At 61.7% G+C, this 25,829-nt stretch carries 24 protein-coding genes; 13 read left to right on the top strand and 11 right to left on the bottom strand.

Annotated elements, in window-relative coordinates; all coding sequences use genetic code 11:
- Window positions 1-32: 32 nt before the first annotated feature.
- The 3 genes from RBH26_RS16570 to RBH26_RS16560 are packed head-to-tail and all read right to left on the bottom strand — an operon-like array spanning window position 33 to window position 2,265.
- Window positions 33-494, bottom strand: a complete 462-nt coding sequence (locus RBH26_RS16570) for a YeeE/YedE family protein (protein ID WP_306759493.1) — start codon at window positions 492-494, stop codon at window positions 33-35.
- Between the two features lies 1 nt (window position 495).
- Window positions 496-1,053, bottom strand: coding sequence for a YeeE/YedE family protein (locus tag RBH26_RS16565; RefSeq protein WP_306759492.1), 558 nt, complete (start codon window positions 1,051-1,053; stop codon window positions 496-498).
- Between the two features lie 18 nt (window positions 1,054-1,071).
- A complete protein-coding gene (locus RBH26_RS16560) occupies window positions 1,072-2,265 on the bottom strand; it encodes an MBL fold metallo-hydrolase (RefSeq protein ID WP_306759491.1) in 1,194 nt (397 codons plus the stop codon).
- A 245-nt stretch (window positions 2,266-2,510) separates the two neighbouring features.
- On the opposite strand from RBH26_RS16560, the gene RBH26_RS16555 reads away from it, so the two are divergent.
- The 3 genes from RBH26_RS16555 (at window position 2,511) to RBH26_RS16545 (ending at window position 4,943) form a co-directional block, all read left to right on the top strand.
- Window positions 2,511-2,756, top strand: a complete 246-nt coding sequence (locus tag RBH26_RS16555; RefSeq protein WP_306759490.1) for a sulfurtransferase TusA family protein — start codon at window positions 2,511-2,513, stop codon at window positions 2,754-2,756.
- A gap of 8 nt (window positions 2,757-2,764) precedes the next feature.
- On the top strand, window positions 2,765-3,355 hold the full coding sequence (locus tag RBH26_RS16550) for a DsrE/DsrF/DrsH-like family protein (protein WP_306759489.1): 591 nt from the start codon (window positions 2,765-2,767) through the stop codon (window positions 3,353-3,355).
- Between the two features lie 238 nt (window positions 3,356-3,593).
- On the top strand, window positions 3,594-4,943 hold the full coding sequence (locus RBH26_RS16545) for an FAD-dependent oxidoreductase (RefSeq protein WP_306759488.1): 1,350 nt from the start codon (window positions 3,594-3,596) through the stop codon (window positions 4,941-4,943).
- Between the two features lie 110 nt (window positions 4,944-5,053).
- Here the strand turns inward: RBH26_RS16545 and RBH26_RS16540 are convergent, their stop codons facing one another.
- Entirely contained in the window at window positions 5,054-5,509 is a 456-nt protein-coding gene (locus tag RBH26_RS16540) for a universal stress protein (protein ID WP_306759487.1), read from the bottom strand.
- A 66-nt stretch (window positions 5,510-5,575) separates the two neighbouring features.
- Window positions 5,576-5,941: a helix-turn-helix domain-containing protein gene (locus tag RBH26_RS16535; protein ID WP_306759486.1), complete on the bottom strand. Its 366-nt coding sequence runs from the start codon at window positions 5,939-5,941 to the stop codon at window positions 5,576-5,578.
- Between the two features lie 122 nt (window positions 5,942-6,063).
- Between RBH26_RS16535 and RBH26_RS16530 the strand changes: the two genes are divergently transcribed.
- The 5 genes from RBH26_RS16530 to RBH26_RS16510 all read left to right on the top strand — a co-directional run bounded on the left by RBH26_RS16530 (window position 6,064) and on the right by RBH26_RS16510 (window position 11,099).
- Window positions 6,064-6,753 (top strand): cob(I)yrinic acid a,c-diamide adenosyltransferase, encoded by a 690-nt coding sequence (locus RBH26_RS16530; RefSeq protein WP_306759485.1) that lies wholly within the window; start codon window positions 6,064-6,066, stop codon window positions 6,751-6,753.
- 82 nt (window positions 6,754-6,835) lie between these two features.
- Window positions 6,836-7,606 (top strand): ABC transporter ATP-binding protein, encoded by a 771-nt coding sequence (locus RBH26_RS16525; RefSeq protein WP_306759484.1) that lies wholly within the window; start codon window positions 6,836-6,838, stop codon window positions 7,604-7,606.
- Window positions 7,603-9,066: a hypothetical protein gene (locus RBH26_RS16520; RefSeq protein WP_306759483.1), complete on the top strand. Its 1,464-nt coding sequence runs from the start codon at window positions 7,603-7,605 to the stop codon at window positions 9,064-9,066. The genes RBH26_RS16525 and RBH26_RS16520 overlap by 4 nt, the downstream gene beginning before the upstream one ends.
- A 148-nt stretch (window positions 9,067-9,214) precedes the next feature.
- Entirely contained in the window at window positions 9,215-9,439 is a 225-nt protein-coding gene (locus tag RBH26_RS16515) for a hypothetical protein (protein WP_306759482.1), read from the top strand.
- Between the two features lie 37 nt (window positions 9,440-9,476).
- The gene (locus tag RBH26_RS16510) at window positions 9,477-11,099 is read left to right on the top strand and encodes a cobyric acid synthase (RefSeq protein WP_306759481.1); all 1,623 of its coding nucleotides are present in this window, start codon (window positions 9,477-9,479) and stop codon (window positions 11,097-11,099) included.
- 59 nt (window positions 11,100-11,158) lie between these two features.
- Here RBH26_RS16510 and RBH26_RS16505 read toward each other — a convergent pair whose 3' ends face one another.
- Window positions 11,159-11,548, bottom strand: a complete 390-nt coding sequence (locus tag RBH26_RS16505) for a CopG family transcriptional regulator (protein WP_306759480.1) — start codon at window positions 11,546-11,548, stop codon at window positions 11,159-11,161.
- A 233-nt stretch (window positions 11,549-11,781) separates the two neighbouring features.
- Here RBH26_RS16505 and RBH26_RS16500 point away from each other — a divergent pair, with 233 nt between their 5' ends.
- Window positions 11,782-12,033: an MTH865 family protein gene (locus RBH26_RS16500; protein ID WP_306759479.1), complete on the top strand. Its 252-nt coding sequence runs from the start codon at window positions 11,782-11,784 to the stop codon at window positions 12,031-12,033.
- 45 nt (window positions 12,034-12,078) lie between these two features.
- Here the strand turns inward: RBH26_RS16500 and RBH26_RS16495 are convergent, their stop codons facing one another.
- Window positions 12,079-13,341, bottom strand: coding sequence for a transposase (locus RBH26_RS16495; RefSeq protein ID WP_306759478.1), 1,263 nt, complete (start codon window positions 13,339-13,341; stop codon window positions 12,079-12,081).
- Between the two features lie 396 nt (window positions 13,342-13,737).
- Here RBH26_RS16495 and RBH26_RS16490 point away from each other — a divergent pair, with 396 nt between their 5' ends.
- Both RBH26_RS16490 and RBH26_RS16485 read left to right on the top strand, forming a co-directional pair.
- Window positions 13,738-15,819, top strand: a complete 2,082-nt coding sequence (locus tag RBH26_RS16490) for a bacterio-opsin activator domain-containing protein (protein ID WP_306759477.1) — start codon at window positions 13,738-13,740, stop codon at window positions 15,817-15,819.
- Window positions 15,820-16,407: 588 nt separating this feature from the next.
- Entirely contained in the window at window positions 16,408-16,794 is a 387-nt protein-coding gene (locus RBH26_RS16485; protein ID WP_306759476.1) for a hypothetical protein, read from the top strand.
- A gap of 158 nt (window positions 16,795-16,952) precedes the next feature.
- On the opposite strand, the gene RBH26_RS16480 is transcribed toward RBH26_RS16485, so the two are convergent.
- From RBH26_RS16480 to RBH26_RS16470, 3 genes are all read right to left on the bottom strand, one after another.
- The gene (locus RBH26_RS16480) at window positions 16,953-17,303 is read right to left on the bottom strand and encodes a winged helix-turn-helix domain-containing protein (protein ID WP_306759475.1); all 351 of its coding nucleotides are present in this window, start codon (window positions 17,301-17,303) and stop codon (window positions 16,953-16,955) included.
- Window positions 17,304-17,676: 373 nt separating this feature from the next.
- The gene (gene otsB / locus RBH26_RS16475; protein ID WP_306759474.1) at window positions 17,677-18,483 is read right to left on the bottom strand and encodes a trehalose-phosphatase; all 807 of its coding nucleotides are present in this window, start codon (window positions 18,481-18,483) and stop codon (window positions 17,677-17,679) included.
- 1 nt (window position 18,484) lies between these two features.
- The gene (locus RBH26_RS16470) at window positions 18,485-20,254 is read right to left on the bottom strand and encodes a trehalose-6-phosphate synthase (RefSeq protein ID WP_306759473.1); all 1,770 of its coding nucleotides are present in this window, start codon (window positions 20,252-20,254) and stop codon (window positions 18,485-18,487) included.
- A 211-nt stretch (window positions 20,255-20,465) separates the two neighbouring features.
- Between RBH26_RS16470 and RBH26_RS16465 the strand changes: the two genes are divergently transcribed.
- Window positions 20,466-21,683 carry a Xaa-Pro peptidase family protein gene (locus tag RBH26_RS16465; protein ID WP_306759472.1) on the top strand — a complete coding sequence of 406 codons (1,218 nt, stop codon included), beginning with the start codon at window positions 20,466-20,468 and terminating at the stop codon, window positions 21,681-21,683.
- Between the two features lie 229 nt (window positions 21,684-21,912).
- On the opposite strand, the gene RBH26_RS16460 is transcribed toward RBH26_RS16465, so the two are convergent.
- A complete protein-coding gene (locus RBH26_RS16460) occupies window positions 21,913-23,118 on the bottom strand; it encodes an orc1/cdc6 family replication initiation protein (protein WP_306759471.1) in 1,206 nt (401 codons plus the stop codon).
- Between the two features lie 1,923 nt (window positions 23,119-25,041).
- Here RBH26_RS16460 and RBH26_RS16455 point away from each other — a divergent pair.
- Window positions 25,042-25,827: an SCO family protein gene (locus tag RBH26_RS16455; RefSeq protein WP_306759470.1), complete on the top strand. Its 786-nt coding sequence runs from the start codon at window positions 25,042-25,044 to the stop codon at window positions 25,825-25,827.
- Window positions 25,828-25,829: the final 2 nt, after the last annotated feature.

Raw genomic sequence — 25,829 nt, 5'->3', positions numbered from 1 at the left:
GTACAGTTAGAGAAAACGATTTCGAACGGGAATCAGTCGGCGCCAGCGGGCGTCGTGTCGGAGGCGGCCTGCTGGCTGCGCCAGTACCCCTGGATGTAGGCGCCGACGAACATGCCGGCGAGTGCCCACAGGATCGTGACGTTGCCGACGCCGAGGCTGGCGTAGGCCGCACCGGGACAGATCCCCGAGAGGCCCCAGCCGACGCCGAAGATCGCACCGCCGATCAGGACGTTGCGGTCGAAGGGCTTCAGCCGCCGGCCGTAGGTGTCGCCGGTCAGCGGCGCGCGATCGCGCAGTCGCGGCAGCACCGTGAAGGCGATGCCAGTAACGATCGCTGCACCGAACATGACGAACAACAGCCCGAGGTCCTCGAACTGGAGGAAGTTCAGGACGACTTCGGGACGAGCCATGTGGCTAAAGCCAAGGCCGAAGCCGAAGATCAGGCCGCCAACGAAGATCAGCGGCATGAACAGCGGATGTCGGTTTTGACTCATATTATGGATTCACCCCCAGTGCCATGACGACCTGGGCCGTCCCGATCGCCACGATCAGGAACGTGATGACGCCGACGATCGACGTTTTCGAGGCCGAGCCGACACCACAGACGCCGTGGCCCGACGTACAGCCCTTTCCGATTCGGGTGCCGATTCCGACGAGGATCCCGCCGAGGAACAGCCGCCACGGCTGGACGTCGGTCAGCCAGAGCGTGAGGCCGCCGACCTCGTACAGTTCTCCGGTCGTCCCGGACGCGTAGAGACCGCTCGAGACGAGTCCGGACTGGAAGGTCAGTGCGTAGACGAACGCACCGGCGACGATGCCGAGCGTGAAGACGACCCGCCAGTCCCGCGACGCGCGGTACTGCTGGAACCGCGACTGGTCCGAGACGTACGACAGCGTCGACTCGAGGAACGTGCTCGCGCCGGCCGGAATGGCGGTGCCAAGATAGATGACGGCGGCACCGAGGCCGACGAGCAGACCCCCGACGGCGTATCGGCTGATCCCCACCGGAAACAGGGACTCGTACAGCGCAGGAGCGAAGAGTTCAGTTACCATTCGACGGAGGGAGTGGAGTTAGTCACCGGCCAGGGAGTCCTGGCTGGCGGCGCAGTTGTTCGGGCCGAGCTCGAGTTCGAACGCCTCCTCGTCGTCGGCCTCCTGTTGGCCGAGGTTCGTCGGGATGATATCCTCGTAGTTGGCCGGACGGGGCGGCATATCCGAGAGGATCAGCTCGACGAACTCGTCTTCGTCCATCGTCAGCGCGTCCATCTTCTCGACGAGCTGGCCGATCGGTGCCGTGTAGGTGCCGTCGGCGGCAGGTTCGGCGGCGTCGCTGAAGTGGGCGCCACCGATGAGGGTGTCCTCTGGCAGAGTCAGTACACGCTCCTGGAGCGATTCGTAGAGCTGTGCGGCGGCTTCGGGAGCGCCGTCGTCGCCCTCTTCTAAGTCGGGGCGGGCGACGCTCTCGACGAACAGGCCGTCACCCGTCGCGAGCAGCGAGTCGTCGATCAGGTACGAGGTCATCCCGGAGGTGTGGCCGGGCGTGTAGACCGTCTCGATAGTGGCCGACCCGACCTGGAACTCGTCGCCGTCCTCGGCCAGGGTCATCTCGTCGGCGTAGGTCACGCCGCGGTCGACCGACGCCTCGGGGATAACACCCTCGACGCCAACGGCGTCGAGCGCGCGAACGCCCGAGATGTGGTCCGCGTGGATGTGCGTATCGATCGCGTACGTCAGCTCGACGCCGAGTTCCTCGGCATCGTTGAGGTAGCGATCCGTAAACGCACGCAGTGGATCGATGACGGCCGCCTCACCGTCGTCGACGACGAAATAGCCGAGACAGCCACTCGAGGGCCGCTGGTACTGGTAGAGCGTCCCGGCGCCGTCGTAGCGCTCGACCTCGACGCGCTCGTAGATACGCGCCCAGCCGTTCATGCCGTCCTCGAGGTGGTTCACGTCGTAGCCGCGCTCTTTGAGCGCGCCGGCGACGAACTCGCTGGCACCGCCTTTCGCACAGAGGACCGTGACCTCACGGTCGTCGGGAATCCGTGCAAGAACGTCGTCGTCGATCTCATCCTCGAGGAACTCGAAATACGGCACATTAACCGACTCGACGTTCTCACCGTCGATACGCCACTCCTCGTAGTCCGACTCCATGCGCGCGTCGAGGAGGGTCACCTCCTCATCCGCGTCGATACGCCCCTTCAGCTCGTCCGGCGTCACCGATTCGATCTCGACGTCCGGAGTTGGAAAGTCCATGTCGTCCATGTTGTACATTCCTCAGTAGCGGCTACTCGCACTTAAGAGTTTGCATGGTATTTCCCCTATTGCACAATATAGCAGACGGGAAAGGGAGCGTAAAGACCCATTAAACGCGCGTATACGCTGTTATCGGTGTATATACGGAGCTCCATCGATTGATGGATATTCGTATGCTCCACAATAACCGATATCCTTTTATGGATAGGGCCGATATTGTGTGATAGCTCCAATACAGAGCACAGAGATCGATCATGAGTTCGGAATACGATACCACGGAGACGCTCGACGTGAAAGGACAGTCCTGCCCAATGCCCATCGTCAAGACCAAACAGGCCATCGACGACCTCGAGGCCGGCGACGTCCTGGAGGTCGTCGCGACGGACTCGGGTAGCATGAGTGACATTCAGGGCTGGGCCGACGGGACCGACGGGGTCGAACTCCTCGACCAGGTCGAGGACGGCGACCGCTACACCCACTACGTGAAGAAGACGGAATAACAGAGAGTATGAGTACGGACAATCCAACTGCGTCGGTCGAAGACGGAGATCCCGAGTTCGACGCCGCCGACATGCAGGCACTGCGCGAGCGCGTCGAGGAACTCGAGGAGTCGATCGCCGAGATCGACGAGGGCGACGATGAGAAGAAGATGACCATCATCGCCACCCAGGGCAGTTTCGACATGGCGTACCCGCCCCTGATCCTCGGGAGCACGGCTGCCGCCTTCGGCTGGGACGTCGTCGTCTTCCATACCTTCTGGGGACTCGACATCCTCCACGAGGAGAAATCGAAGAACCTCAAGCTGAGCGCCGTCGGCAACCCGAACATGCCGATGCCAAACGCCCTCGCTGCGCTGCCCGGCATGGATCGGATGGCGACGAAGATGATGGAAAAGAAGATCGACGAGAACGGGACCGCCACCATCGAGGAGTTGATCGACCTCTCGCTCGACAGCGGCGTCGACCTGCAGGCCTGTCAGATGACGATCGAACTGATGGACTACGACGAGGACGACTTCTACGACGGTGTCACCACCGGCGTCGGCGCGGCCACGGCGATTCAACACATGGCCGAATCGGACATTCAGCTGCTCGTCTAACGTGACCGAACTTGGGGGACGAACTGCGACCGTCGACGCACCCACGAAGCCGAGTCTGCGCGTCCTCGAGACGGTCGCCGACGCGGAGGATGTCGACCCGGTCGAACTCGAGTAACGCGATCCGGTTTTCTCGACGACAATCACTTCACGTAGCCTGGCGTTCGTCTATTCGCTCGATAATTCTCAGTATTGGGGATTATGAAGCATACTTTATTGGATCGTCGCCGTAGCGTCCCCTATGACAGAACCGTTCGTCATCGTCGGTGGCGACGCTGCTGGAATGAGCGCCGCGAGCAAGGCAAAACGCGAGGCCCCCGACCGGGACGTGATCGTCTTCGAGAAAGGCGAGTGGGTCTCCTATGCGGCCTGTGGAATGCCCTACTACATCAAGGGAGAGGTCGACGACCTCGAGGATCTGGTCGCCGTGACGCCCGAGGAGTTCCGCGAGGAGCGTGACGTCGACCTCCGAACGGGCCACGAGGTCGTCGCGATCGACCCGGAGGCGAAGACGGTCACCGTCGAGACCGACGGCGAGCGATTCGAACAGCCGTACGGCGACCTCCTGATCGCCACCGGTGCTCGAGCCATCGAACCCCCCTTCGACGGGTTCGACCTCGAGGGCGTGTTCACGCTCCGCAGCATGAACGAAGCGGACGCGATCGAGGACTACGTCGACGATCGCGGCCCCGAAACCGCTGCGATCGTCGGCGGCGGCTACGTCGGCGTCGAGATGGCCGAGGCACTCACTGAACGCGGGATCGACGTCTCGATTTTCGAGATGCTGCCACAGACGCTCCAGCCCTTCGGCGAGGAGACCGCACGGGTCGTCGAGGATCACCTCCGCGAACAGGGCGTCGATCTCCATCTCGAGACGGCCGTACAGGGGTTCGACGGCGACGAGGTCGTCGAGACGGTCGCACTCGAGGACAGTTCGGTCGCTGCCGATCTCGTCGTCGTCGGCGTCGGCGTCGCGCCAAACGTCTCCCTCGCCGCGGAGGCAGGGATCGAACTCGGGCCGACGGACGCGATCGCGACCGACGAGTACGGGCGAACGAACTACGACGACGTCTACGCGGCGGGCGACTGCGCCGAGGCGACGAACGTCGTGACCGGCGAGCCCGACCACGTTCCGCTGGCGCTGACCGCCAACCGCGCCGGACGGGCGATCGGAAGCACGGTAACGGGCGATCCCACGCCGACCGGCCCCACGGCCGGGACGGCCATCGTCAAGGCCTTCGAACTGGGTGCAGCCAGAACGGGCGTGATCGATCCCGAGCGAGCGCGCGAGGCCGGCTTCGATCCCGTCTCCGTCACTATCGAAGCGCCGACGCGGCCACACTACTACCCCGGGGCGACTGAACTCACCGTGACGCTGGTCGCCGACCGAGAGAGCGAGCGCGTCCTCGGTGCCAGCATCGTCGGCCACGAGGGCACAAAACGGATCGACACGATCGCGACGGCGTTGTCTTCGGAGCTCACCGTTCCGGAACTCCAGGAACTCGACCTGGCGTACGCGCCGCCGTTTAGCCCCGTCTGGGATCCAGTCCTCACGGCCGCGAAAGTCCTCAACGGGAAACTCGAGGGCTGATACGGATTGCTGTAACGATTTACCGGCGCAACCGCAGCCCGGGTCGCGGTCGCGCCGACAGCAGCTGTCAGCGGTCCGTATGAGACCGCGTGTCCGCCTCCCGAGCCGAACTATCGGACGAGACTGACTCGCATCGGCGCCCGGAACACGACCGATTCCGTTACGCTTCCTAAGAGAATACGGGCGTCCTCGTCGCGGCTGTGACTTCCCATAATGATCTGGTCGACGTCGTTGTCGGTCGCATACGACACGATCTCTCGACCTGGTTCCCCGACGGTCGTCTCGAGCGTGAGATCGGCCTCTTGTTCGTATTCATCGGCGGCGTCTTGAGCTTCCTCGAGGAGATCCTCAGAGAGGTCGTCGGCACGGTCGTACCACTCCTCGGAGCCGTGAACCGGCTCGCTTTCGACGTCGTACGGGACGTCGTAGACGCTGTATCCCGGTTCAAACGGGTCGATAACGTGGAGTGCGGTAATTTCACCGTCCGGATACTCCGCCAGGGCCGTTTCGAGTGCCTCTCGTGACAGGGGCGAGCCATCGAACGGGACGAGAATTCGATCCGTCATCCCTTTGACGTCCGTTGTACAGCGTGAAAAAACCAGAGCACGAACCGTTCGGTTTAGCCGACAGTATCAGAACTCCCGGGACAGTTCCGACCAGATGCCGAGGGATCGAGCCTGTGAGTAGTCGACGTCGACCCGAAGCTCACGCCCGTCGTCGAGATCGATCCCGATCCGGTCGAACGTCGTCACGTACCGTGATTTGTGGTGGCGGCCCTGGCGAACGCCGACGGTTTCGCTGACCAGTCCGGCCTCGGTCAGCCGGTCGAGTTTGCGGTAGGTCGTCGAAAGCGGGAGATCCGCCGCCTCCGCGATGTCGGGTACGGTCTTTGGCTCCTCGAGTACCGCGATGATCTCCCGACAGTCGGCATCGTCCAGAGCACCGATGACGTGCTCGAAATCGGGCGTATCGCCGGACGACGAGAACTCGAGTGACATATATTGCCAACAGGTTGGAAGCGAAGCCTAATGACACGTTTGGTCCGGCTGCCATCGGTCGGATCGATGCGAGACCGGTCGATGAGGGCAGTTACATATAGGATCGGCCCGACGCGTCCCGTATGAGCGACGATCGAGCAGCCAACTCGACGGTCGAGAACACGCCGGGCCAGGGCCGAACGCCCGAACCCGAACGGATCGAGCCATCGGCACCCGAGGAGTTCGGCCTCGTACAGGTCTGGTGGGGTGACGGGAAAGGAAAGACGACGGCCACGCTCGGCATGGGAATGCGCGCGGCGGGCCATGGCTTTCGCGTACACATGCTCCAGTTCATGAAAGGCGGTGCCTCGAGCGTCGAGGCCGTCCGCGGCGAGTACAACGCGATCGAAGCGCTGCCCGGCATGAGCTACGAAAATCTCGGTCACTACGGCTGGCACGGGATGGCCGACGGCAGCGACGAGGCCGACCACGAGGCGGAAGCACAGGCCGGTCTCGAGCGTGCCCACGAGTTGCTCGAGGCGGCCGCCGCGGCCGACCTCGACGAACCGATCGACCTCGAGGCGCCGCCCGACGACGGGATGCACATGCTGATCCTCGACGAAGTGCTCTACGCCGCGGATCGTGATCTGATCAGTGAAGACGACGTCCACGACCTGCTCGACGCGAAGCCAGAGCGTCTGGAACTCGTGTTGGCGGGGAGCCACACCGAACCGGACTACCTCGAGGAGCGGGCCGATCTGATCACGAACGTCCGCAAAGTCGCCCATCCGATCGACGACGGCCAGCGCGCGCGACGCGGGACGGAGTTCTGAGACGGACGATACGCGCCGTCGAGCGCAGTCGCGTCCGGGCCCGCAAAACTATTATCAGCCACGCCGAACAGTCGGCTATCCGATGGGTGTGATTCAGGTCGACGGCGTGCGGAAATCCTACGGAAATGTCACCGCTGTAAACGAAATGAGCTTCGCCGTCGAACGGGGTGAGCTGTACGGCTTTCTCGGACCGAACGGCGCGGGCAAGACGTCCACGATACGGATGCTCACCGGCCAGATACGGCCCGACGCGGGTTCGATTCGCGTTCTCGAGACCGATCCGACGACCGAACCCCTCGAGACGCGACGGCGGGTCGGTATCCTCCCGGAGCAACAGTCACCACCGAGTTTCCTGACGCCGCGGGAGTACCTCGAGTTCGTGGGCGAGATACGGGACCTCGAGTCCGAACGAGTGAACGAGCGGACGGCGGTCTGGGCCGAGCGTCTCGGCTTCGAGAGCAAACTCGAGACGCTCCATACGGATCTCTCGCGGGGACAACAACAGAAGGTGATGATCACCCAGGCCTTCCTCCACGAACCCGACGTGGTCTTCATCGACGAGCCACTGGCGAACCTCGACCCGCTCGTCCAGGAACAGGTCAAACGGTATCTCGTCTCCTATGCGGCCGGTGACAACGCGGTCTTCGTCTCGACGCACAACATCGACGTCGCCGAGGAGATCTGTACCCGCGTCGGGATCGTCGCCGACGGTCACATCGTGACCGAACGGACCGTAAACGGGGACGGTACGCGAGCCGAGGAATCGCTGCTCAAGGTGTTCGTAGAGCGAGTCGAACGTGCAGACGTCCGGGACACGCCATCGCTCGGACAGCTCGGAGCGTCGAACCGATGACCGGGGCGATCGGATCACGGACCGCGACGACGTGGCGGCTGTTGGCCGTCCTCCTGCGCGAAGAGTGGCGACTGCACACGCGGCTGTTCGGTGGCTGGCGCTTCGCGCTCTTTCCGGTCGTCATCGCTGCGTTGGCCGTGAGCGCGACGGTCGCGCTGCTCGAGACCGGCACCGCCGAAGGAACGATCCTCGCGGGACTGCACACCCTCGCGCTTGGTTTCGGGCTCTACAGCGGGACGGCCGGCTTCGCGGGATCGGATATGCTCGAAAACGTGTTCGGGCGGCTCTCTCTCCTTCTCTCGACGTCGACGACGCTGCCGCTGTCCCGAACACGGCTGCTGGGCGTCTTCCTCATCAAGGACGCGCTGTTTTACGCGGTCGCGTTCGTCCTGCCGATGGCGCTGTCGAACGCGGTACTGGTCGGTGCGTCGACCACGGCACCGGTCGCTGTCGGGGCGCTGTGGCTCTCGTTGACGCTTTCGTTCGCGGCCGGGATGGCCCTCACCGTCGCGGCGATCGCGGTCCGAACGCGGGGCACACCGACGTGGGCGATCGCCGGCGTGGTGGGTGCCGGTATCGTTGGGCTATGGTTGACGGACTCCCTTCGAGACGGCTGGACGCTTTTCGTCCCGCTCGAGGGGTCGCTGCTTGGTACGGTCGGGCTGGCAGTCGGGACCGTCCTCGTGGGTGTCGTCTCGCTTGCGGTGTACGACCCCACCTACGGACGTCCGTCGCGGACCGCAGGCGACCGATTCGCACGCCTCAGCGAGACGCTACCGCTTGGCCCCGACAGCGCGCTGGTCTCGAAGACGCTGCTCGATCTCGCGCGATCGTCGGGCGGAGTCGCCAAGCCGTTCGTCTCCGCCACAATCCTGCTGGCGCTGATCGCCGCACTCGTCGGCGTCGTCGACTCGATCACCGGTATCGCGCCTGCGCCGGGGATCTTCTTCGGTGGCGTGCTCGGACTGACGGCGTTTACGACCTACAACTGGCTGACCCAGTTCGACTCGCTCGAGGACTACCTCGCGTACCCAGTCTCGATCGACGACGTGTTCCGCACAAAACGGATCGCGTTCGTCCTCGTGGGCGCACCGACGGTCGCGGTACCGTATCTGGCGGCCGTCGTCTGGTTCGAGACGACGCTCGTCGACGCGGTCGTCGGCGCCGTATTGCTTGCAGGCTACGCGCTATATTACTACGGGCTGACCGTTTACATCGCCGGCTTCGATCCCAACGAGTTCCTCTTCGACGCCGTTCGGTTCTCGCTGTTTACCCTCGGCGTCGCCGTCGCGCTCGTGCCGACGCTCGTCGCCGGCTTCGTCGTGGTTCCACCGACCGGGACCGTCGCGCTGGCGGTGGGGCTCGCCGGAGTCGGATTCGGTACGGCCGGGGTCGTTCTCTCGAGTCGCGCGGGACCGCGCTGGGAGAAGCGGTACCGAGCGAACGGGGAACGACGCTGATACTGTCGGACAGCAGTCAGTCAGTCTCGTAAGTGGCCTGTCACTCGACCAACAGCCCACACAAACCCAACGCGATCGATCTGTGTCCGGAAAGGGACTTTCGCCTGCAAGGCACAGTGGGACCAGCCAATCCGTTGATTCGTCGGGCATGAAGGTCGTCTTCAAACCAGGCAACGCCTACGAGGAGATCAACTGCTTCGACTTTCGCGAGTACGAACACGGCGTCGTCCTCCACAACGAAGAAGGGTACAACATCGGCTACGTCCCCCACGAGATCCTGAGCCACATCGAGCCCCACTCCGGTGAGGAGGTCGCGTTCGAGAACGGAGAGCCACCGGAGCCAGATAGCGCCGACGCCGCGACGAACCGATAGGACGATATCACAGCCCCTGCGAGTAAGTCGCACGCGGATGACACGGACGATTCTCGTCGCCGGAACTGCGAGTCACGTCGGCAAGTCGACGGTCGCGGCCGGCCTCTGCCGGCACCTCGCCGACCGGGGCGTTTCGGTCGCCCCGTTCAAGGGACAGAACATGAGTAACAACGCTCGCGTCGTCGTACGAGCCGAGGCTGCGGCCGCTGGCGCCGACGGGGATGGAACGGGGAGAGACGCCGATCAGTGGGGCGAAATCGGCGTCTCGCAGTTCGTCCAGGCTCGAGCGGCCCGGACCACGCCCACGACCGACTGCAACCCCGTGTTGCTCAAACCCCGCGGCGACGGGGAAAGCCAGCTCGTCGTCCAGGGACGGGCCCACGACCACGTTCCGGCCGGCACCTACTACGAGGAGTACTGGGAGGAGGCCCGCGTCGCGGCCGAGCAGTCCTACCGCCGGCTCGCGGCCGAACACGACGTCGTGATCGCAGAAGGTGCCGGCAGCATCGGCGAGATCAACCTCCACGACCGCGACCTCGCGAACGTCGAGACCGCCGCGTTCGCCGACGCCGATATCCTCCTGTTGGTCGATATCGAACGCGGCGGTGCCTTCGCTAGCCTCTATGGGACGATCGAACTGCTCCCCGACTCGCTTCGCGAGCGCGTCGTCGGCGCAATCATCACGAAGTTCCGGGGCGATCCGACGTTGCTCGAGCCCGGCATCGAGGAGATCGAATCGAAGACCGGCGTACCGATCCTCGGCGTACTCCCCTACGACGACCCCGGCCTCCCCGAGGAGGACAGCGTCGGTCTCCCCGGAACGGGCGAGCGAGGCGTACTGGGCGGGGACGATGGCGTCCCCGACGAGCGACGGCTTACGATCGCGGTTCCCCGGCTGCCGCGGATCTCGAACGCAACGGACCTCGAGGCGCTGGCGGCCGAACCCGGCGTCTCGGTCGCGTTCGTGCCAGTCGAAGGCGGGCCAACAGCCGAGGGCGGGCCGTCGGCTCGCGAGGCCCTCGAGGACGTCGACGCCGACGCGGTCGTGCTCCCGGGAACGAAGAACACGGTCGACGACCTGCTGGCACTTCGGGAGGCCGGCTTCGCCGAGGCGCTCGAAGCGTTCGACGGTCCGATCGTCGGCGTCTGTGGCGGCTATCAACTCCTCGGCGAACGGATCACGAACGCCACGCTCGAGGGCACCGGCACGGACGACGTCGTCGAGGGACTCGGGCTGCTTCCCGTCGAGACTCGGTTTGCAGAATCCAAGCGACTCGAGCAGACGACAGTTCCCGTCGACGGCTCGGCGACACCGCTGCTCGAGGGCGCCGACGGAACGGCGTCGGGCTACGAGATCCACGCCGGCCGAACGCGTGCCCTCGAGGACGTCCGTCGGCCACTGGGCGACTCGAGTGCAGCGTACGACGGCGTGTTGGGGACCTATCTTCACGGTCTGTTCGACAACGAGTCGGTCCGAGCGGCGTTTCTCGAGGCCGTCGCCGACGAGGCAGGGCTCGAGTGGCCCGTCGGGCCCAATGGAGCCGACGCGAGCGACGGGGTCGAAGCGACGCCGTACGATCGCGCCGCAACGCTCGTTCGCGAACACGTCGATCTCGAGGCGCTGGGCGATCCGTTCGACGAACGAACGAACGAGCACTGATACGGTCTCCTGTCGTCAGACTGCCGGACAGCAGTCCGTATGAGACCGACTGTGAGAACTCAGTTCGGATCGGACCGATACGTGCCGAGCAGTTCCTCGAGGATGATACACTCCTGATCGGTCGACTCGTAGTGGGTATCGATGTATCGTTCCGCGGCCTCGTAATCGCCACGGAGGCCGTGTTTCCGGACCGTGATCACGGCATCGAGGAAAAAAGTTCCACCGTCGGTACCCAGGGCCTTCGCGTGATCTTCTTCGGTGATATCGAGTTCCGATTTGATCTCGTCGAAGTTGAACGTCTCCACCTCGTGATCGTCTCTGATCAGCGTAAGGACGTACTCCGCGGAGAAGCGATAGAACTCGGATTTGCTCTCGAACATACCGTCGTCGACCAGTTCGTCGATCGCATCGACGACCTCGTCGGGGTACCTGACGGTATCTTTGGCCATACTCACAACGTCTTCGCTACGGACTCATTATTGTTTCGAAGAACTGTTTCTCGGGATACAGTTTCGGCACCGAGAGACCGGTCGTTCGCGGTCGAAGGCAAGGGAGTCGATACCAGCGGGAACCGGACCGACGGCGGGAGTCAAGCGCCGTCGGAACGAACGCTCGAGCGGAAGCATCGCAGGTAGCAACTACCTGCAAATTTATTATTTATCGGCTGTAATTGGAGAGCGCTATGGCAGACGAAGACGAAATCCGCGAGCAGATGATCGACGCGTTCGAAGGCGCAGACTATCCGATCTCGAGTCCGATGGACCTCGTTCCGGCACTCCCCGACGGACCTGGCACGAAGTTCGAGTCCGGTGACTTCTCGATGACCGCCATGGAACTGAACACGAAGACCTCGAGCGGGGACTTCCCGTACGACGACCCCGAGACGTTCGTCGACGACATCATCGAAGACCTGAAAGAACAGGGCGAACTTTGACGCCCTCCTCCGGCTGAAGCCGTAGGATTCCCGGGCGTTGGGATATTATGGTTTGCAGTCAGCGACCTGTTCTCGGCCGGCTACTACGCCGGTGTGTTTGTCGAACAGGCGGACTGCTGGCTGCGCCAAACAGCCGTTACTCCTATCCTCTTCAGGATTCGGAGTTACCGTCGCTCGCATGTTTTCCGCGGCGTTCAGATCCGCGTTCGCCACCAACCCGCACTCACCACAGACGTACAACCCGCGTTCCACACGGTTTGGTGAGGCTTTCGTTCCGCATGCACAGCATGTCTTCGACGTTCGGAGCCCAGCTTCATCAACCCGCTGGACGCTGATCCCGCGTTCCGCGGCTTTGTACTCGATCATGTCGATGATCGTGTCGAACGGCCAGTCGTGGATTTTCTTGTTCCCGTGGCGACCCCACTCAGCATCATCACGGATGTCTTTCGGGTGCCCGACAGCGATTTCACCAATATCGTGATCGGCACATTGCTCGACGATGTCTCGCGTCAACGCGTGAAGCGAATGCTTCCGACGCCGATCCTTCTTCTGGCGCGCCCACTCAGCTTTCTTCGATGGGCCATTATCACCTTCCGTGCCGTATTCGACGTGACGGAAGTAGTGGACATCCTCTTTCACAGCGTTCCCCGGGTAGAGCAACGTTTCATCACCGATCGACACGGCAGCCACGTTGCTGATGCCGAGATCGATGCCAGCTGTCTTCTCTCCCGGGGCGTCTGAGTGTTCGATTTCGACATTGCAGACGAAGTGGAGTTCCCAGTCATCGCCGTTCCAGACGGCTCTGACCTGCTGAACGCTTCCCACCTCTGCAAGATCAACGTCCGGCCGTGTTTCGTACGAACACAGAACGAAATCGCTCCGATGTTCTTTGAGATTCCGGCCTTTGCTGAGGCGGACGTAACCGTGTTCAGCGTCGAGTTTGAAGCCCTTCTGCTTGAATGTGACCGTGGACCGCGGATGTTCGTCGCCTCGTTTGCGATAACCCGGCGGGTTATCATCTGGATCGTCGCTGGCGTACCAGCCGTTGAACGCTTCAGCGAGCTCTTGGAGAACTCGCTGACTGGATTGCGAATGCAGATCCCTGTAGCGTTCGTGGCGTTTGAGGTACGATGTGAGCTCGTTGTGATTTGGGATATGACCGATTGCATCCCAGATGCGTTGAATGTGCCAGCGTCCAACATTCCAGAGCTTGGAGGCAGCAAACGCGAGCGAATCGAGATCGGGACGCACCTGTGTCTGATTGCGGATGCTCGCTTTGAAGGTGCGCGTCACGACCCGATCCGCCATACCTGGGTCGTGTACGACGATTCTTGTGAAGAGTTGTATTTCTCAGTGAATATCCACTCAGCAGTCAGTGGGTGATTAGTAAATCCTGTGTCGGCTTCATCCCACCGCTAAAGCGGGTGGGCTTTCGCCTTGCTCCACTGTAAGCACAGCCGAAAGCAAGTACGGACGTCGTACTCACTTCTCCGACAGTTCGTCCGGTAGCTTCGACTGCACTACAGCCGATTACACAGTCCACACTGTGTACAATGTGTAAACATTGTCGTAAGTGTCAGTTCGAATCGGACGATCCAGTGACGTGCCAGCAAGACCTGCAACGCTACCAGTACGCTTTTCTTCCGACAGGATGTTCCCTCAAAGAGACGCGGTCGAACAGTCCAGCGTCGTCCTCGCTATCGTATGTCCACTCAGACCAGTTCCGGGCCGATCGTTCTCATCACGGCGGTCGAATCGAGTTCGCTGCGAGCGCACCTTCGTGATGCGACGCCGTTCGACATCCGTTCGGTCTCACCCGCCACGCTCGAGGAAGAATCCGAAGGCGTTCTGCAAAGCGGCGCTCGCGACGGACGGAACTCCAGTCCTAGCGGCATCGTCCTCGAACTCGAAGAGCCGGACCGAACGACGGACGTCCTCGAGCGACTCGAGGACACCGTACCGACCACGCCGACGATCGTCGCTCCGCCAACGGGAAGTGAGACGATCGCCGCGGCGGCAGTACGGGGAAACGCCGACGAGTACGTCTCGCCGGACACGGACGGGGACCGCATCGAGCGGATCGTCGAGACCATCGATACGAATACCGACACCGAAGTCGGGTCGGTAGACGCAGGCGTAATCGCATCCGGCTCGGAAAATGAGACAACGAAAACTGGCGATTCGGTGACAGCGGACGACGATTATCAGCGAATCATCGCGAGCGAGTTACCCGACGAGGCGTTCGTCATCGGTGCAGACGGGACCTACTACGAGGCGAACGTCCGGCCCGAGAGCGGTGAACTCTACACCGCGTCGCCCGACGAACTGCCGGGAAAACGGATCGAAGAGGTGTTCCCGGACGACGTCGCCGCCGAGTTACAGGCGTGTATCGATCGGACGCTTCGGACCGAAGAGGTCCAGTCGATCGAGTACACCGCAGAGACGACCGAAGGGCAACGGCGCTTCGAGGCTCGAGTGGTCCCGATCGACGAACGGATCGACGGACAACGAGCCGTCGTCTGGCTTGCCAGGGACATCACTGAGCGAGCGAGACGCGAACGGGAGCTTCGATCGCGACAGAACCAACTCGAGACGCTCAACCGGATCAGCGCCGTCGTCGGGCAAGTGATCGAAACCCTGGTCGAGGCACCGTCCCGTGACGTCATCGAGCAAGAGGTCTGTGAACAGTTAGTCGATTCGAAACTGTACTGTGGTGCGTGGATCGGCGAACGAACGGGTGAAGGAACGCTCGCGTACCGCACCGGTGCCGGCGAGTCGGAGACGTATCTCGAGTGTGTCGCGGAACGGATCGACGAAGACGAGTTGCTCGCCCACCGGGCCGTCCGGACGGGCGAAATCCAGATGGAGACGGCGGTTCCCGAGAGCGACCAATGTCCGGCACAACTGCGTGCGGCCGCACGCGAGAACGACGTCCAGTCGGCGGTCGCCGTCCCGATCACCCACGGGAAATCAGTCTACGGAGCAGTGACCGTCCTCGCAAGCACCGAAGACGCCGTCAGCGACAGCGAAGAGGCCGGGTTCAATCTGCTCGGTGAGACGATCGGCTTTACGATCATGGCTGTAAAAAGCCGACAGCTGCTGTTTGCCGACACCGTCGTCGAACTCGAGTTCCGCATCGACGGCGGCGAGACGTTCTCGTTCGACCTCTCGGAGAAATACGACTGTACGATCTCACTGGAGTGGGCCGGGACGACAGCGAAAGGGCGGACCGTCCAGTACGTCAGAGTCGAGGGGCTCGACGGCGAGACCGTCCTCGAGGAGGCCACCGACCATTCCTCGATCGAAGAGTGTCGGGTCATCCACGACAGCGGCGACAGCTGTACGATCGAGATGCGACTGGCCGAATCGGGCGTCCGGACGCTTGCGAACCACGGGGCGACAGTTCGGGACGTCACCGTCACGGACGGCGTCGGGACCTGTCTGATCGAGGTCTCACAGGACGCAAACGTCAGAGAGATCGCCGACGCACTGACGGTCATCTACGAGAACACCGAACTCGTCGCCCGCCGTGAGATCGACCGGCCGGTCCGAACGGCGGCCGATCGACGAAACCGGATCCTCGATCAGTTGACCGATAGACAGCTCACGACGTTGCGACTCGCCTACTACAGCGGGTTCTTCGAATGGCCACGCGAGAGCACCGGTGAGGAGATCGCCGAAACCATGGGTGTCTCACCACCGACGATGCACCAACACCTTCGCAAGGGACTGAAAACGGTACTCTGTGAGTTCTTCGAGCTCGGCGACGGAACGGACGCAGACTGAGACGGACTACTGTAAGTCGTTACCGGCGCAACCGCGACCCGGGCTGCGGTTGCGCCGGTAAATCGGTACAGCAGTCCGTATGAGACCGACACCGATCCGTATCGATCCCCCTGACCCTGGTCCTGGACCGGTGTGCCCACACGACCGTGAGCCGTTCTGCAGTCGCTCCTGAAGCAGATACAGCCGGCCGTTTGATCGGACTAGTACCGTTCCAACCGTCGACTGATGGGTCGAATCGGACGACACCGCAGGATTCGACCCATCAGTTCAGGCTTGGACCGCCACTAGACCGTCCGTTCACCGGAAATCCGGTGTGTTGGAGCCGGACCACTGACCGAACTACCAGTCGACTCGGTCCCGAGCCACGGCTCGAGCGAACGGCTCCCCCACTCCACCCTCGGTTAGACAGGTGAATCGGCGCCTTCACTGACCGGTATGGGTTGGATAACCCCGCGTTCGTAGGCAGCGAACAAGCGTCCAGTGACTGGTGGCCGATTCGACGTAACGTCGACCGAATCGGTTTCGGTATTCGTCGCCCCACGACAGTCGGAGGATCGTGATAGTCATTGTATTTTAAAAATCATCCATGTGAACCCAAGCCTCGATGCAGGAGCCACGACGTCGTCCGAACGAAATGGGTACGACGGGACTCCCGGTGACGGCCACCGCGGGTCATACGACGGGGGCGCAGCAAGCGTGATTCCAGACACACCGATCGATCGCCTCTACGAAGGGTCGAACGGTCGATACTACAGTGACTGTCAGGTCGACAGAAACCTCCGAACCGGTCGCTGGACGCCGTGTCTTCGGCAGCGAAACCCGGATCGGCGGCTAATCGAAACGGACGACGGACGTCTGCTACTGCTGTGGCCGACCGACGACCTGCCCGCCTGGGCAGAGCTCCGGATCGACGATCGCGGCACCCGTGTCGTCGACACGCGGCGGCCAGTTCCCGGCGACTCGAGGCCGGAGTAGCGGACTCGAAAAACCCGTCGATTCCCTCGATAGTGGCGGCTGGCTCTCGGTGGATAGATGGTCACGTTGTAATCGAGGAACTCGGATACTAGCCCCAGCGAGCGACCGCCGACGGTGACTGCCGGAGCGGTCAACGGCGACGTTTTCCCTCGGTCGGACTACTCGTCGTCGTCGGTTTCGTCTTCGCCGCGAACGAAACTGGCCTGTGCGTCGCCATCCCCGTTTATCTCCGCACTGGGCCCTTCAATAAGCGATTCGAAATCGTCAACCTCGTCGTACTGGTCGCGGTACACGATCGCGGCTTTCCCCTCGGGGGTAATCTCGTACAGACCGGATCGCTCGGCAGGCCCGATCTTCCGAACGAGTCCGTAATCATCCAGTACTGGGAGTCGGGTGTTGATGTTCTTGCGGCTCTTCCCGGTGTGTTCGGCGAGATTCGTCGCGACGTTTCGCCCCTTCTCGTCGAGCGCCTCGAGGATCAGGAAATCAGTAGGTTGGCGGAGCTTCACTATCGTTCACTCTCAGTAGGCACTATATTTCCAGTGGTAACTAATAGTTCCGGCTTTATCGGTTCCCTCATAGATAGTAATGAAAGTCAGAAATATACTGTAGAAATTAGTAATCGATCGCTCGGACGACGGAATCGGAGTTAGCGTCTCGATACCGACATTTGTCGAATTCGTAGGATGAGCTAGATATCGAGTAGAAAATCGTTTCAGCGAGGTCGGTTGCGGCGGACGACGAAACGGACATCGCCCCCGAAGCAGTTCGGCGGCCCCGAACCGGAGACGCCACAGACTCGAGACCGAACGTAGTTCGCGACGTTTCCGCCGCTCGAAACGCTGGGTTGACTCGTCGACGAAGTCGACGACAGAGGCCGTCTCACTCGAGCATATCGACGCCAGTCGTACCGAGCCACTCGAGAAACGACGCGACCTCCTTCGGCGAATCGAGACGACAGGAGGCCGCGGACGGGTCATCACCGCCGACACGGATTCCGAACCCGTCGGGTTCGACGACCTGAAACGCCGACTCGTCAGTCACGTCGTCGCCGATGTAGATCGGAATCGTTTCGTCGGGCATCTCCGCCGTGATCAGTTCGACCGCATTCCCTTTCCCCCACGAGATCGACGGCTCGATCTCGAGGATACACTTTCCGGACGACACCTCGAGTCCGTCGCCGCCGAATCGGTCGACGATCGCGTGTGTCCGTCGGCGGACGAGCGGGCGTGCAGCCGAGGGAACGGTCCTGAAGTGGACCGTCCCCGTCAAGCGCTTGTTCTCGACCCGGGCGTTTGGAACGGGGTTCAACACTCGCTCGAGAGTTGCACACACCGCACGGACGTGCGCCGCTCGCTTTCTGGCGACCGGGTGGACGGCGACCGACCCATCGCGCTGGAGTTCGAGCCCGTGATTGCCGGCGTACGTGCTCGGCCCGTCGATGCGATCGCGAACGTCGGACAGCGCACGACCGCTGACGATCGCCGTCATCACCGCTGGCTCGGCTGAAAGCGTCGCTACTGCCGCCTCGTTGGCGGCCGTCGGCGCCGCCGCGTCGGGATCCTCGACGATCGGCGCGAGTGTCCCGTCGAAGTCAAGACAGCACAGCAGCCGTGAGCCCTCGGCGAGACGCGATCGGATTCGCGACCGCTGTTCGTCGATCGGACTGGGAGGAGTCTCGCTCGTCATCTTATACCGTCGACGTCCGTTCGTGTGAGTCGCGATCGGAGTCCGATTCGGACTCCTCCGACTCCGTCCGGAGATCGGGGTCGACGTCCCGCTCCGACGCAGGATGAAGCCGCTGACCCGTGTTTGGATCCCGATCGTCGTCACGAGTCGCTCTCGCTTGCCGTCTCTCGCTGTGAACGCGGCGGATCCAGTCGAACTGGCTGGTCATCCACCACTCGAGGTCGCGATCGAAGACCCGGTTGCGAAGCGTCTGCATTCGGTGTTGACGTTCGGCGGACGGCATCGACGTTGCCACCTCGAGTTGCATGGCGAATCCCTCCGTGTCGGTCGGATCGATCGAGAGCGCGTGTGATCCCAGCGTCTCGTGGGCGCCGGTTCCCTCGCTTAGGACGAGCGTCCCATCGCCGTCGACGCTCGAGGCGACGTACTCCTGGGCGACCAGGTTCATGCCGTCGACCAGCGGACTGACGACCATCACGTCCGCCCGGCGATAGAGTCCACACAGCTCCGCATCCGAGAGATAATCCTCGGTGTAGACGATCGGGTTCCAGTCGTCGGTCCCGAACCGACGGTTGATCCGTATCGCTTCGCTCCGGACGAGGTCGCCGTGGCGCTGGTAGGCCTCAATATCGGTCCGCGAGGGTGTCGCCGTCTGGACGAACGTAAACTCACCGTGCCACCCGGGATTTCGCTCGAGGAAGCGTTCGATCGCCGCCAGCCGTTCCGGGATCCCTTTCGAGTAATCGAGCCGGTCGACGCCGAGCCCGATGACGTTCCCGGCGTCGATATCGTACCGGTCGAACAGCGACGAGCAGCCGGCCGATTCCGACCGCGCGTCGGCGTCGTAGGAGGCCGCATCGATACCCATCGGCGTCGCGACGATGCGCGTCGTCGTTCCCTCGTAGGTGACGACCCGCCGTTCTCGGTCGACGCTGGCAGCGGGGAGATACCGGCTCACACAGTCGAGGAACTGCTCGACGTACCGGTCGATATGAAAGCCAAGCAGATCGTTCCCGAGTAGGCCCTCGAGGATCGCGCCACCGGCCGGGCAGTACTGGAACGTCCGTGCCGTCGGCCACGGGATGTGCCAGAACTGGGCGACAGTCGTCGATGGCGGTACCGACTCGCGGATCATCCGCGGTGCGAGCGCGAAGTGATAGTCCTGGAGCCAGACGACCGAGTCGGCCGTCGCGTGCGCTTCGACCGCGTCAGCGAAGCGCTCGTTGACCGTCCGGTACCACTCGAAATCGTTCGAGCGGTTCGAAACGAGGTCGGTAAAGCCGTGACACAGCGGCCAGAGCACGCGGTTACTGAACCCGTAGTAGTAGGATTCGACCGCTTCCTCCGAGAGGTCGATCCGCTGGAGGGTGTAGGCCGCCTCGTCGGGCGGGACGGCCACACAGTTTTGGTCGTCGGCGACCGCGAAGTCGGCTTCTCCGTCGCCCCAGGCGATCCAGGTTCCGTCGGTCGCCTGGACGACGGGATCGAGGCCGGCGGTCAGTCCGCCGGTCGGTTCGTCGACGGTGATAGATCGCTCGTCGGAGCTATCGATCGGTTCGTCGCCGTCACCCATCGCTGTCTCGTCGTCGGACTCGCCTGCCGCCTCCGCGTACTCGTGGCGGTACGGCTGTCGATTCGAGACGACGATCAACGAGCCGGGACAGCTCGTGGCACCGATCTCCTCGTCGGCTGTCCCACGACCGTATCCGTCGGCCCGTAACTGTCGATTATTCGGATGCGTCGACGATAACCGCTCGTCAGTAAATCGCATTCGCTGCAAGTGACAGCCTCATCGCGGGTTGATTCGCGGCCTGCATCCGCATGGGATCTAATACCGTCCCAGTACGAACGAAATCCGACGGACTGTCAGGCCGATCGGACTGACGAGGCCACACGTCGAAAGAGAGACAGAGACGTTCCCCCTCGAGGTCGTCCGAGCGAACCAACCTTCTTTTCGCTCTCGGCCGAACGACGAACTACCGATGGCATCCGTCTTCGAACGCCGCATCGCGGCCTGCCGGCGCCGCCTCGAGCGCGTCGATGCGTCGCTGGTCGTCTGTTTTCCGAGTCCGAACTTCACCTATCTCACCGGTTTCGAGGAGTCGCCGTCCGAACGACACCTCTTGCTGTTCGTGCCGCAGGTCGGCGATCCCGTCGTCGTCGCGCCGGCGATGTACGACCAACAGCTCGAAGCGCTTCCGATCGACGAACCCACGCTGGAGGTGCGTCTCTGGGACGACGCGGACGACCCCGTCGAACTCGTCGACGACGTGCTCGCGGAACTGCTCCCACGAGCCGACGGGACACACCATTTGGCGGACGGGACGGCCGAAAGCGACGTGACAGCGGCCGAGTCGCTGACGATTCTCGTCGACGATCGCCTGTGGGCCACATTCAGTCAGGATCTCCGGGCGTGTGCGCCCGACGCGACGTACGGACTCGCGAGTACCGTCCTCGAGGAGTTACGGATTCGAAAAGACGACGTCGAACTCGAGGCGCTCCGGCGGGCCGGGCGGATCGCCGATCGCGTCTCGCTCGAGATTCGCTCGCGTGGGACCGACCTCGTCGGAACGACCGAAGCAGAACTGGCCGACGAGATCGACCGGCTGCTCACAGCCGAAGGCGGCGGCGAGTCGGCGTTCGAGACGATCGTCGCGTCGGGCCCGAACGGCGCACGCCCACACCATCACAGCGGAGACCGCAAGATCGAGTCTGGAGACCCGATCGTGCTCGATTTCGGCGCGTTCGTGGCGGCCGATCTCGACGGTGGAACGGGACGCTACCCCGGCGATCAGACCCGAACGATGGTCATCGGTGAGCCACCGGACGAGTACGAACGCGTACACGACACCGTTCTCGAGGCCCAACGAGTTGCAGTCGAGACGGTCGAGCCCGGGGCGACCGCGGGCGCGATCGATCGCGCTGCGCGAAGCGTCATCGAAGCGGCGGGATACGGCGACGCGTTCGTTCATCGAACGGGCCACGGGGTCGGCCTCGAGGTCCACGAACCGCCATACATCGTCGGAGACAGCGACCGCGAACTCGAACCGGGAATGGTGTTTTCCGTCGAGCCAGGGATTTATCTCGACGGACGGTTCGGCGTCCGGATCGAAGACCTCGTCGTCGTCACCGAAACCGGTGCCGAGCGGCTGAACGATTCGCCACGCACGTGGAAGACCGGCAGTAAACACCATCAGTAACGGTAGACACCAGGTTTCCGGTGGAACGAACACCGGATTTCCGGTGAGACAGACATCGGGTCGCAGACGACCGGACACCGGGTTTCCGGTGGAACCGGCGACGGAACACGTTCTATAGTAACAACTGAAACGATTCACACACCGATCGCACAGCCGTCGTGCGATCGGGTGTGCATTGACTTTCAGTGGCTACTATACTTGACCGAGACCACACGCTATCGAACAGCCACTATGTCTCGTCGGTCTCGACGAGCACCTTCCGTACGACGTCTGGATCCTCGAGCAACTGGTGTTCGGTATAGCTTCCCTCCGCGCTGCCGCCGCTCTGGCGGGATTGCTCGATGATATCGAGGAACGCGTGTTCTTTCAACAAGTCCCGCACGCGGCGGAGCGAAAGCGTATCCGAACCTTCCTGTCGGCAGATTTCCTCGTAGACGTCGTAGATTCGGGTGGTCCGGAACCCGTCCTCGTCGGGCGTGTTGAGTGCGAGCACCGCAAGCGCCTGGAGGACGTACCGGGAATGGGGTGTCGAACCACGGATGAGTTCCCGGAACCGGTCGGTCTCGGCCCGTTCGCGGGCCTGGACGACGTACTCTTCCCGGACCGTCTCGCTGCCGTTCGACTGAGCGATCTCGCCGGCATAACGGAGAATGTCGATCGCCTTCCGTGCATCGCCGTGTTCCCTGGCCGCCAGTGCCGCCGCTCGGGGAATGACCGACGGCTCGAGGACGCCGTCTTTGAACGCGTCGCTGCGAGCCTGCATGATCTCGCGCAACTGGTTTGCGTCGTAGGGCGGAAAAACGAACTCCCGTTCACAGAGGCTGGATTTGACCCGCTCGTCCATCCGATCCTTGTACTTGATCTTGTTACTGATTCCGATGACACCGATCTTGCACGACTCGAGTTTTCCGGCTTCGCCGGCCCGCGAGAGTTGCATCAGGATATCGTCGTCGTCGAGTTTGTCGACCTCGTCGAGAATGATGAGAACGACCTCGTACTGAGAGTCGAGGACAGTCCAGAGGCGTTTGTAGTACGTCGACGTACTCAATCCTTTGTCTGGGATCTTGATGTCGGTCAGTTCGGGATCGTTCAACGAGTGGGCGATCGTCTGGACCGCCTGTGTCTCCGTGCTGTCTTGGGCACAGTCGACGTAGGCGAACTCCGCGGTGACGCCCTCTTCTTTCGCGACCCGAACGAGCCGTTCGGAGATGTGTTTCGCACAGAGGGATTTCCCGGTGCCAGTCTTTCCGTAGATCAACAGATTGCTCGGGCTCTGTCCGAAGATCGCCGGGTTGACCGCGTTGGCCAGGTCGGCGATCTCGTCGTCCCGGCCGACGATCCGTCCCTCTTCGGGAAGATGGTTGATCTCGAGTAGCTCCTTGTTCTCGAAGATCGGGTCGTCGCGAGTAAACAGGTCGTCGCCGGAACTCGACATGATGGGTAACACCACGTTTCCGGTGAAATGTCTTTACTGTTTGGACTCGATGACCGAAAACCGCTCACGAAGGAAAATTCGCTGGGAAGAACGGCTCTAAGACGGTCGGATAATGTGTTCTGAGTCAGAGGTCAGAATTGAACACACACACACCACGTTTCCGGTGAAACGGGGTAAACGGGGGGAGGGGGTCCAGTTGAAACGGGGGTTGAGATTCACCGGAAACCCGGTGTGGGGGTGCGTTCGTAGTTTCCCTCGAGATCGAAAGTGATCGAATTAGCCCGTATAATGGCCATTAACGGAAGTTTCGCTATCTCTCGCTTTGGACAGCGATCGCGGCGGGGAGCGTAGCCGACCTCGAAGAAACCGACTCGAGAAGAATCGAGAGATTACGGACCTCGAGAACGGATACGTCAGAAAGAGATGGGAAAACAGCAGAAAAAGACGGATAGACGCTCTGTATGAAGAAATCCCGACTCGATTACGTCGACAGTGATACCGAACTGATGTAGAACGATAAAAGCGTTTCCGGTGAAACTGATGTTGTCGACTCACGTCGACATTTATTACTACTTTTTGACCCAATGGACTTTTTGTCCTGCAGATTAATATAGCTAACTATTACCTGCGAAGGCTAGATGAATCGGCTGATAGATTTACCACTCAAACCCACTATAAATCTACTATAAATCCACTATAAATATAATATCTAGTCTCATCTATTGTAGGCCATTCGGACACACGTTCAAGCTAGATTTATCTTGCAAGGAAGATTTTGATCCAGGAATACCGTTCTATCTGCTTGGAGGTCAGGTTTCATTGATATCCCGTTGTTCTCTATCGACTCGAGTGATCCACCTCCCCCCTGTTCACCCCGTTTCACCGGAAACGTGGTGTGTGTGTCTTCGCTGTTTGGCCACGTGATCTCTACATTCGATCGTCTCGATCTCCTACAGTTCCGTTTCCTGAACGACCACCGTTTCCTGATCGATCTCCCTACCTTCTCATTTACTTCTCCTCCTATCTCCTCATCCAGTTCTACTTTACTCCACTCCGCTCCACCCCACCCCCCGTTCACCCCGTTTCACCGGAAACGTGGTGTGTGCGCGCGATCGATACGTCTCGAGTCAGTGTTCGGTCGCTGATCCAGCGTCCGATAACAGCCGTTCACCGGAAACACGGTGTGTCGGTACGACCGTCCGCTCCCACCCGCCCACGTGAACACGCTTCACCGGAAACACGGTGTGTGCGTCTATTCCGGCGACCCTGTTCGTCGAACTGTATAGTCGCTGTTGTTTGAATTTCACCGGAAACGTGGTGTGTGTCCGACCGACTCCCGGCTGTGTCGCTTCGCTCGAGCGTGCCGAGTCCTTCGGACGAAGACGTCTATAAATTGCATCTTACGACATCGAAACGCCGGAACGACTGGGTTGGGATGAACGTACGACTGGTATAACTATCCTGTATTTCGGACTACACTCTAGGCATGTCTCAGTCGAATCGCCCCGATATGCACATCGGTTGCCCGGAGTGTAACTCGACGGTCAACACGTCCGTACCGCCGGGGCCAGGTATTCACGAGGAGAGTGCGTCGGACCGACTCCAGGGAACCGAAACGACCTGTCAGAACTGCGGCCACGAACTGGAACTCTACTACTATTGATCGCGCGTGTTGTACCTTCCGTATACTAATCCCCGTGGACTGCGACGACGATCGACCGCGCCGTTCGGACAGCGATTTACGAAGTGACGACGTCGTGACCGAGGACCCGAGAGTGATGTGTGTCGTTTCCAACACTGCACCGACCGTGAATACTAAAACTGCGATGCTGCGTCCCGGTTTTCCTGATCACGCTCCCCCATACGTTCCTGTTTTGAAGATCAAACCAATGCTCATTTCGTCGTCGAGCCAAACGGGCATACATGGACAGGCGAACGTATCTACAGGCGGCTGGGGCTGCTGGACTCGCGACTGCTGCGGGCTGTCTCGACGGAGTACTCGAGAGCAGTGCGGACGGCGCCGTTCTCGGACCACCAGAACAGGACCTGAGTGAGTCGTCACATCCGACGTACGGCGACGAGATCCCGTCGTTCAGCGTCCACGATCCGTTCGCCGAAGAGACAATCACCGATGATCAGTTCCGCGGTGAGCGGGCACTGTTGATGACGTTCTTTTTCACCTCTTGTCCGGACAATCTCTGTCCTGCCTTGCTTCAGATGCTCAAGACCGGCCAAGAGGACGCCCGGGAAGAAGGCTACGACGGCGACGTCTCGTTTTTGGCGGTCACCTTCGATCCTGAATACGATACACCGGACGTCCTCGAGGACGAAGCGGAGAACATCGGTATCGATCCGTACGCGGACAACTGGCATTTCCTCCGTCCGGAGGACAACGACGAGGCGTACGAACTCGTCGCCGAAGACTTCGGCACGCCCGTTCACCTAGAAGATCACGACCACGACGACGAGCACGGCGAAGAGGACCACCACGACGACAGTCACGACGACGGACACGGTCACAACGAAACCGACCACGGCGACGGACACGACCAACACGATAACGAAGAGGAGGAACGAACCGACGGAACCCACGTCTACATCATCCTCCTCGTCAACGAGAACGGGATCGTCGAGCGCGCCTACCCCGGAGCGACCCAGCATTCAGTTAGCGATATTATCGACGATCTCCAAGCGGTCGTGGAGGGATAACC

This window comes from Natronolimnohabitans sp. A-GB9, assembly GCF_030848565.1.
In the GTDB taxonomy this organism is placed as follows: Archaea; Halobacteriota; Halobacteria; order Halobacteriales; family Natrialbaceae; genus Natronolimnohabitans.
The sequence above is the reverse complement of the archived record's forward strand: the minus strand, read 5'-3'. Positions and strand labels throughout refer to the sequence as shown.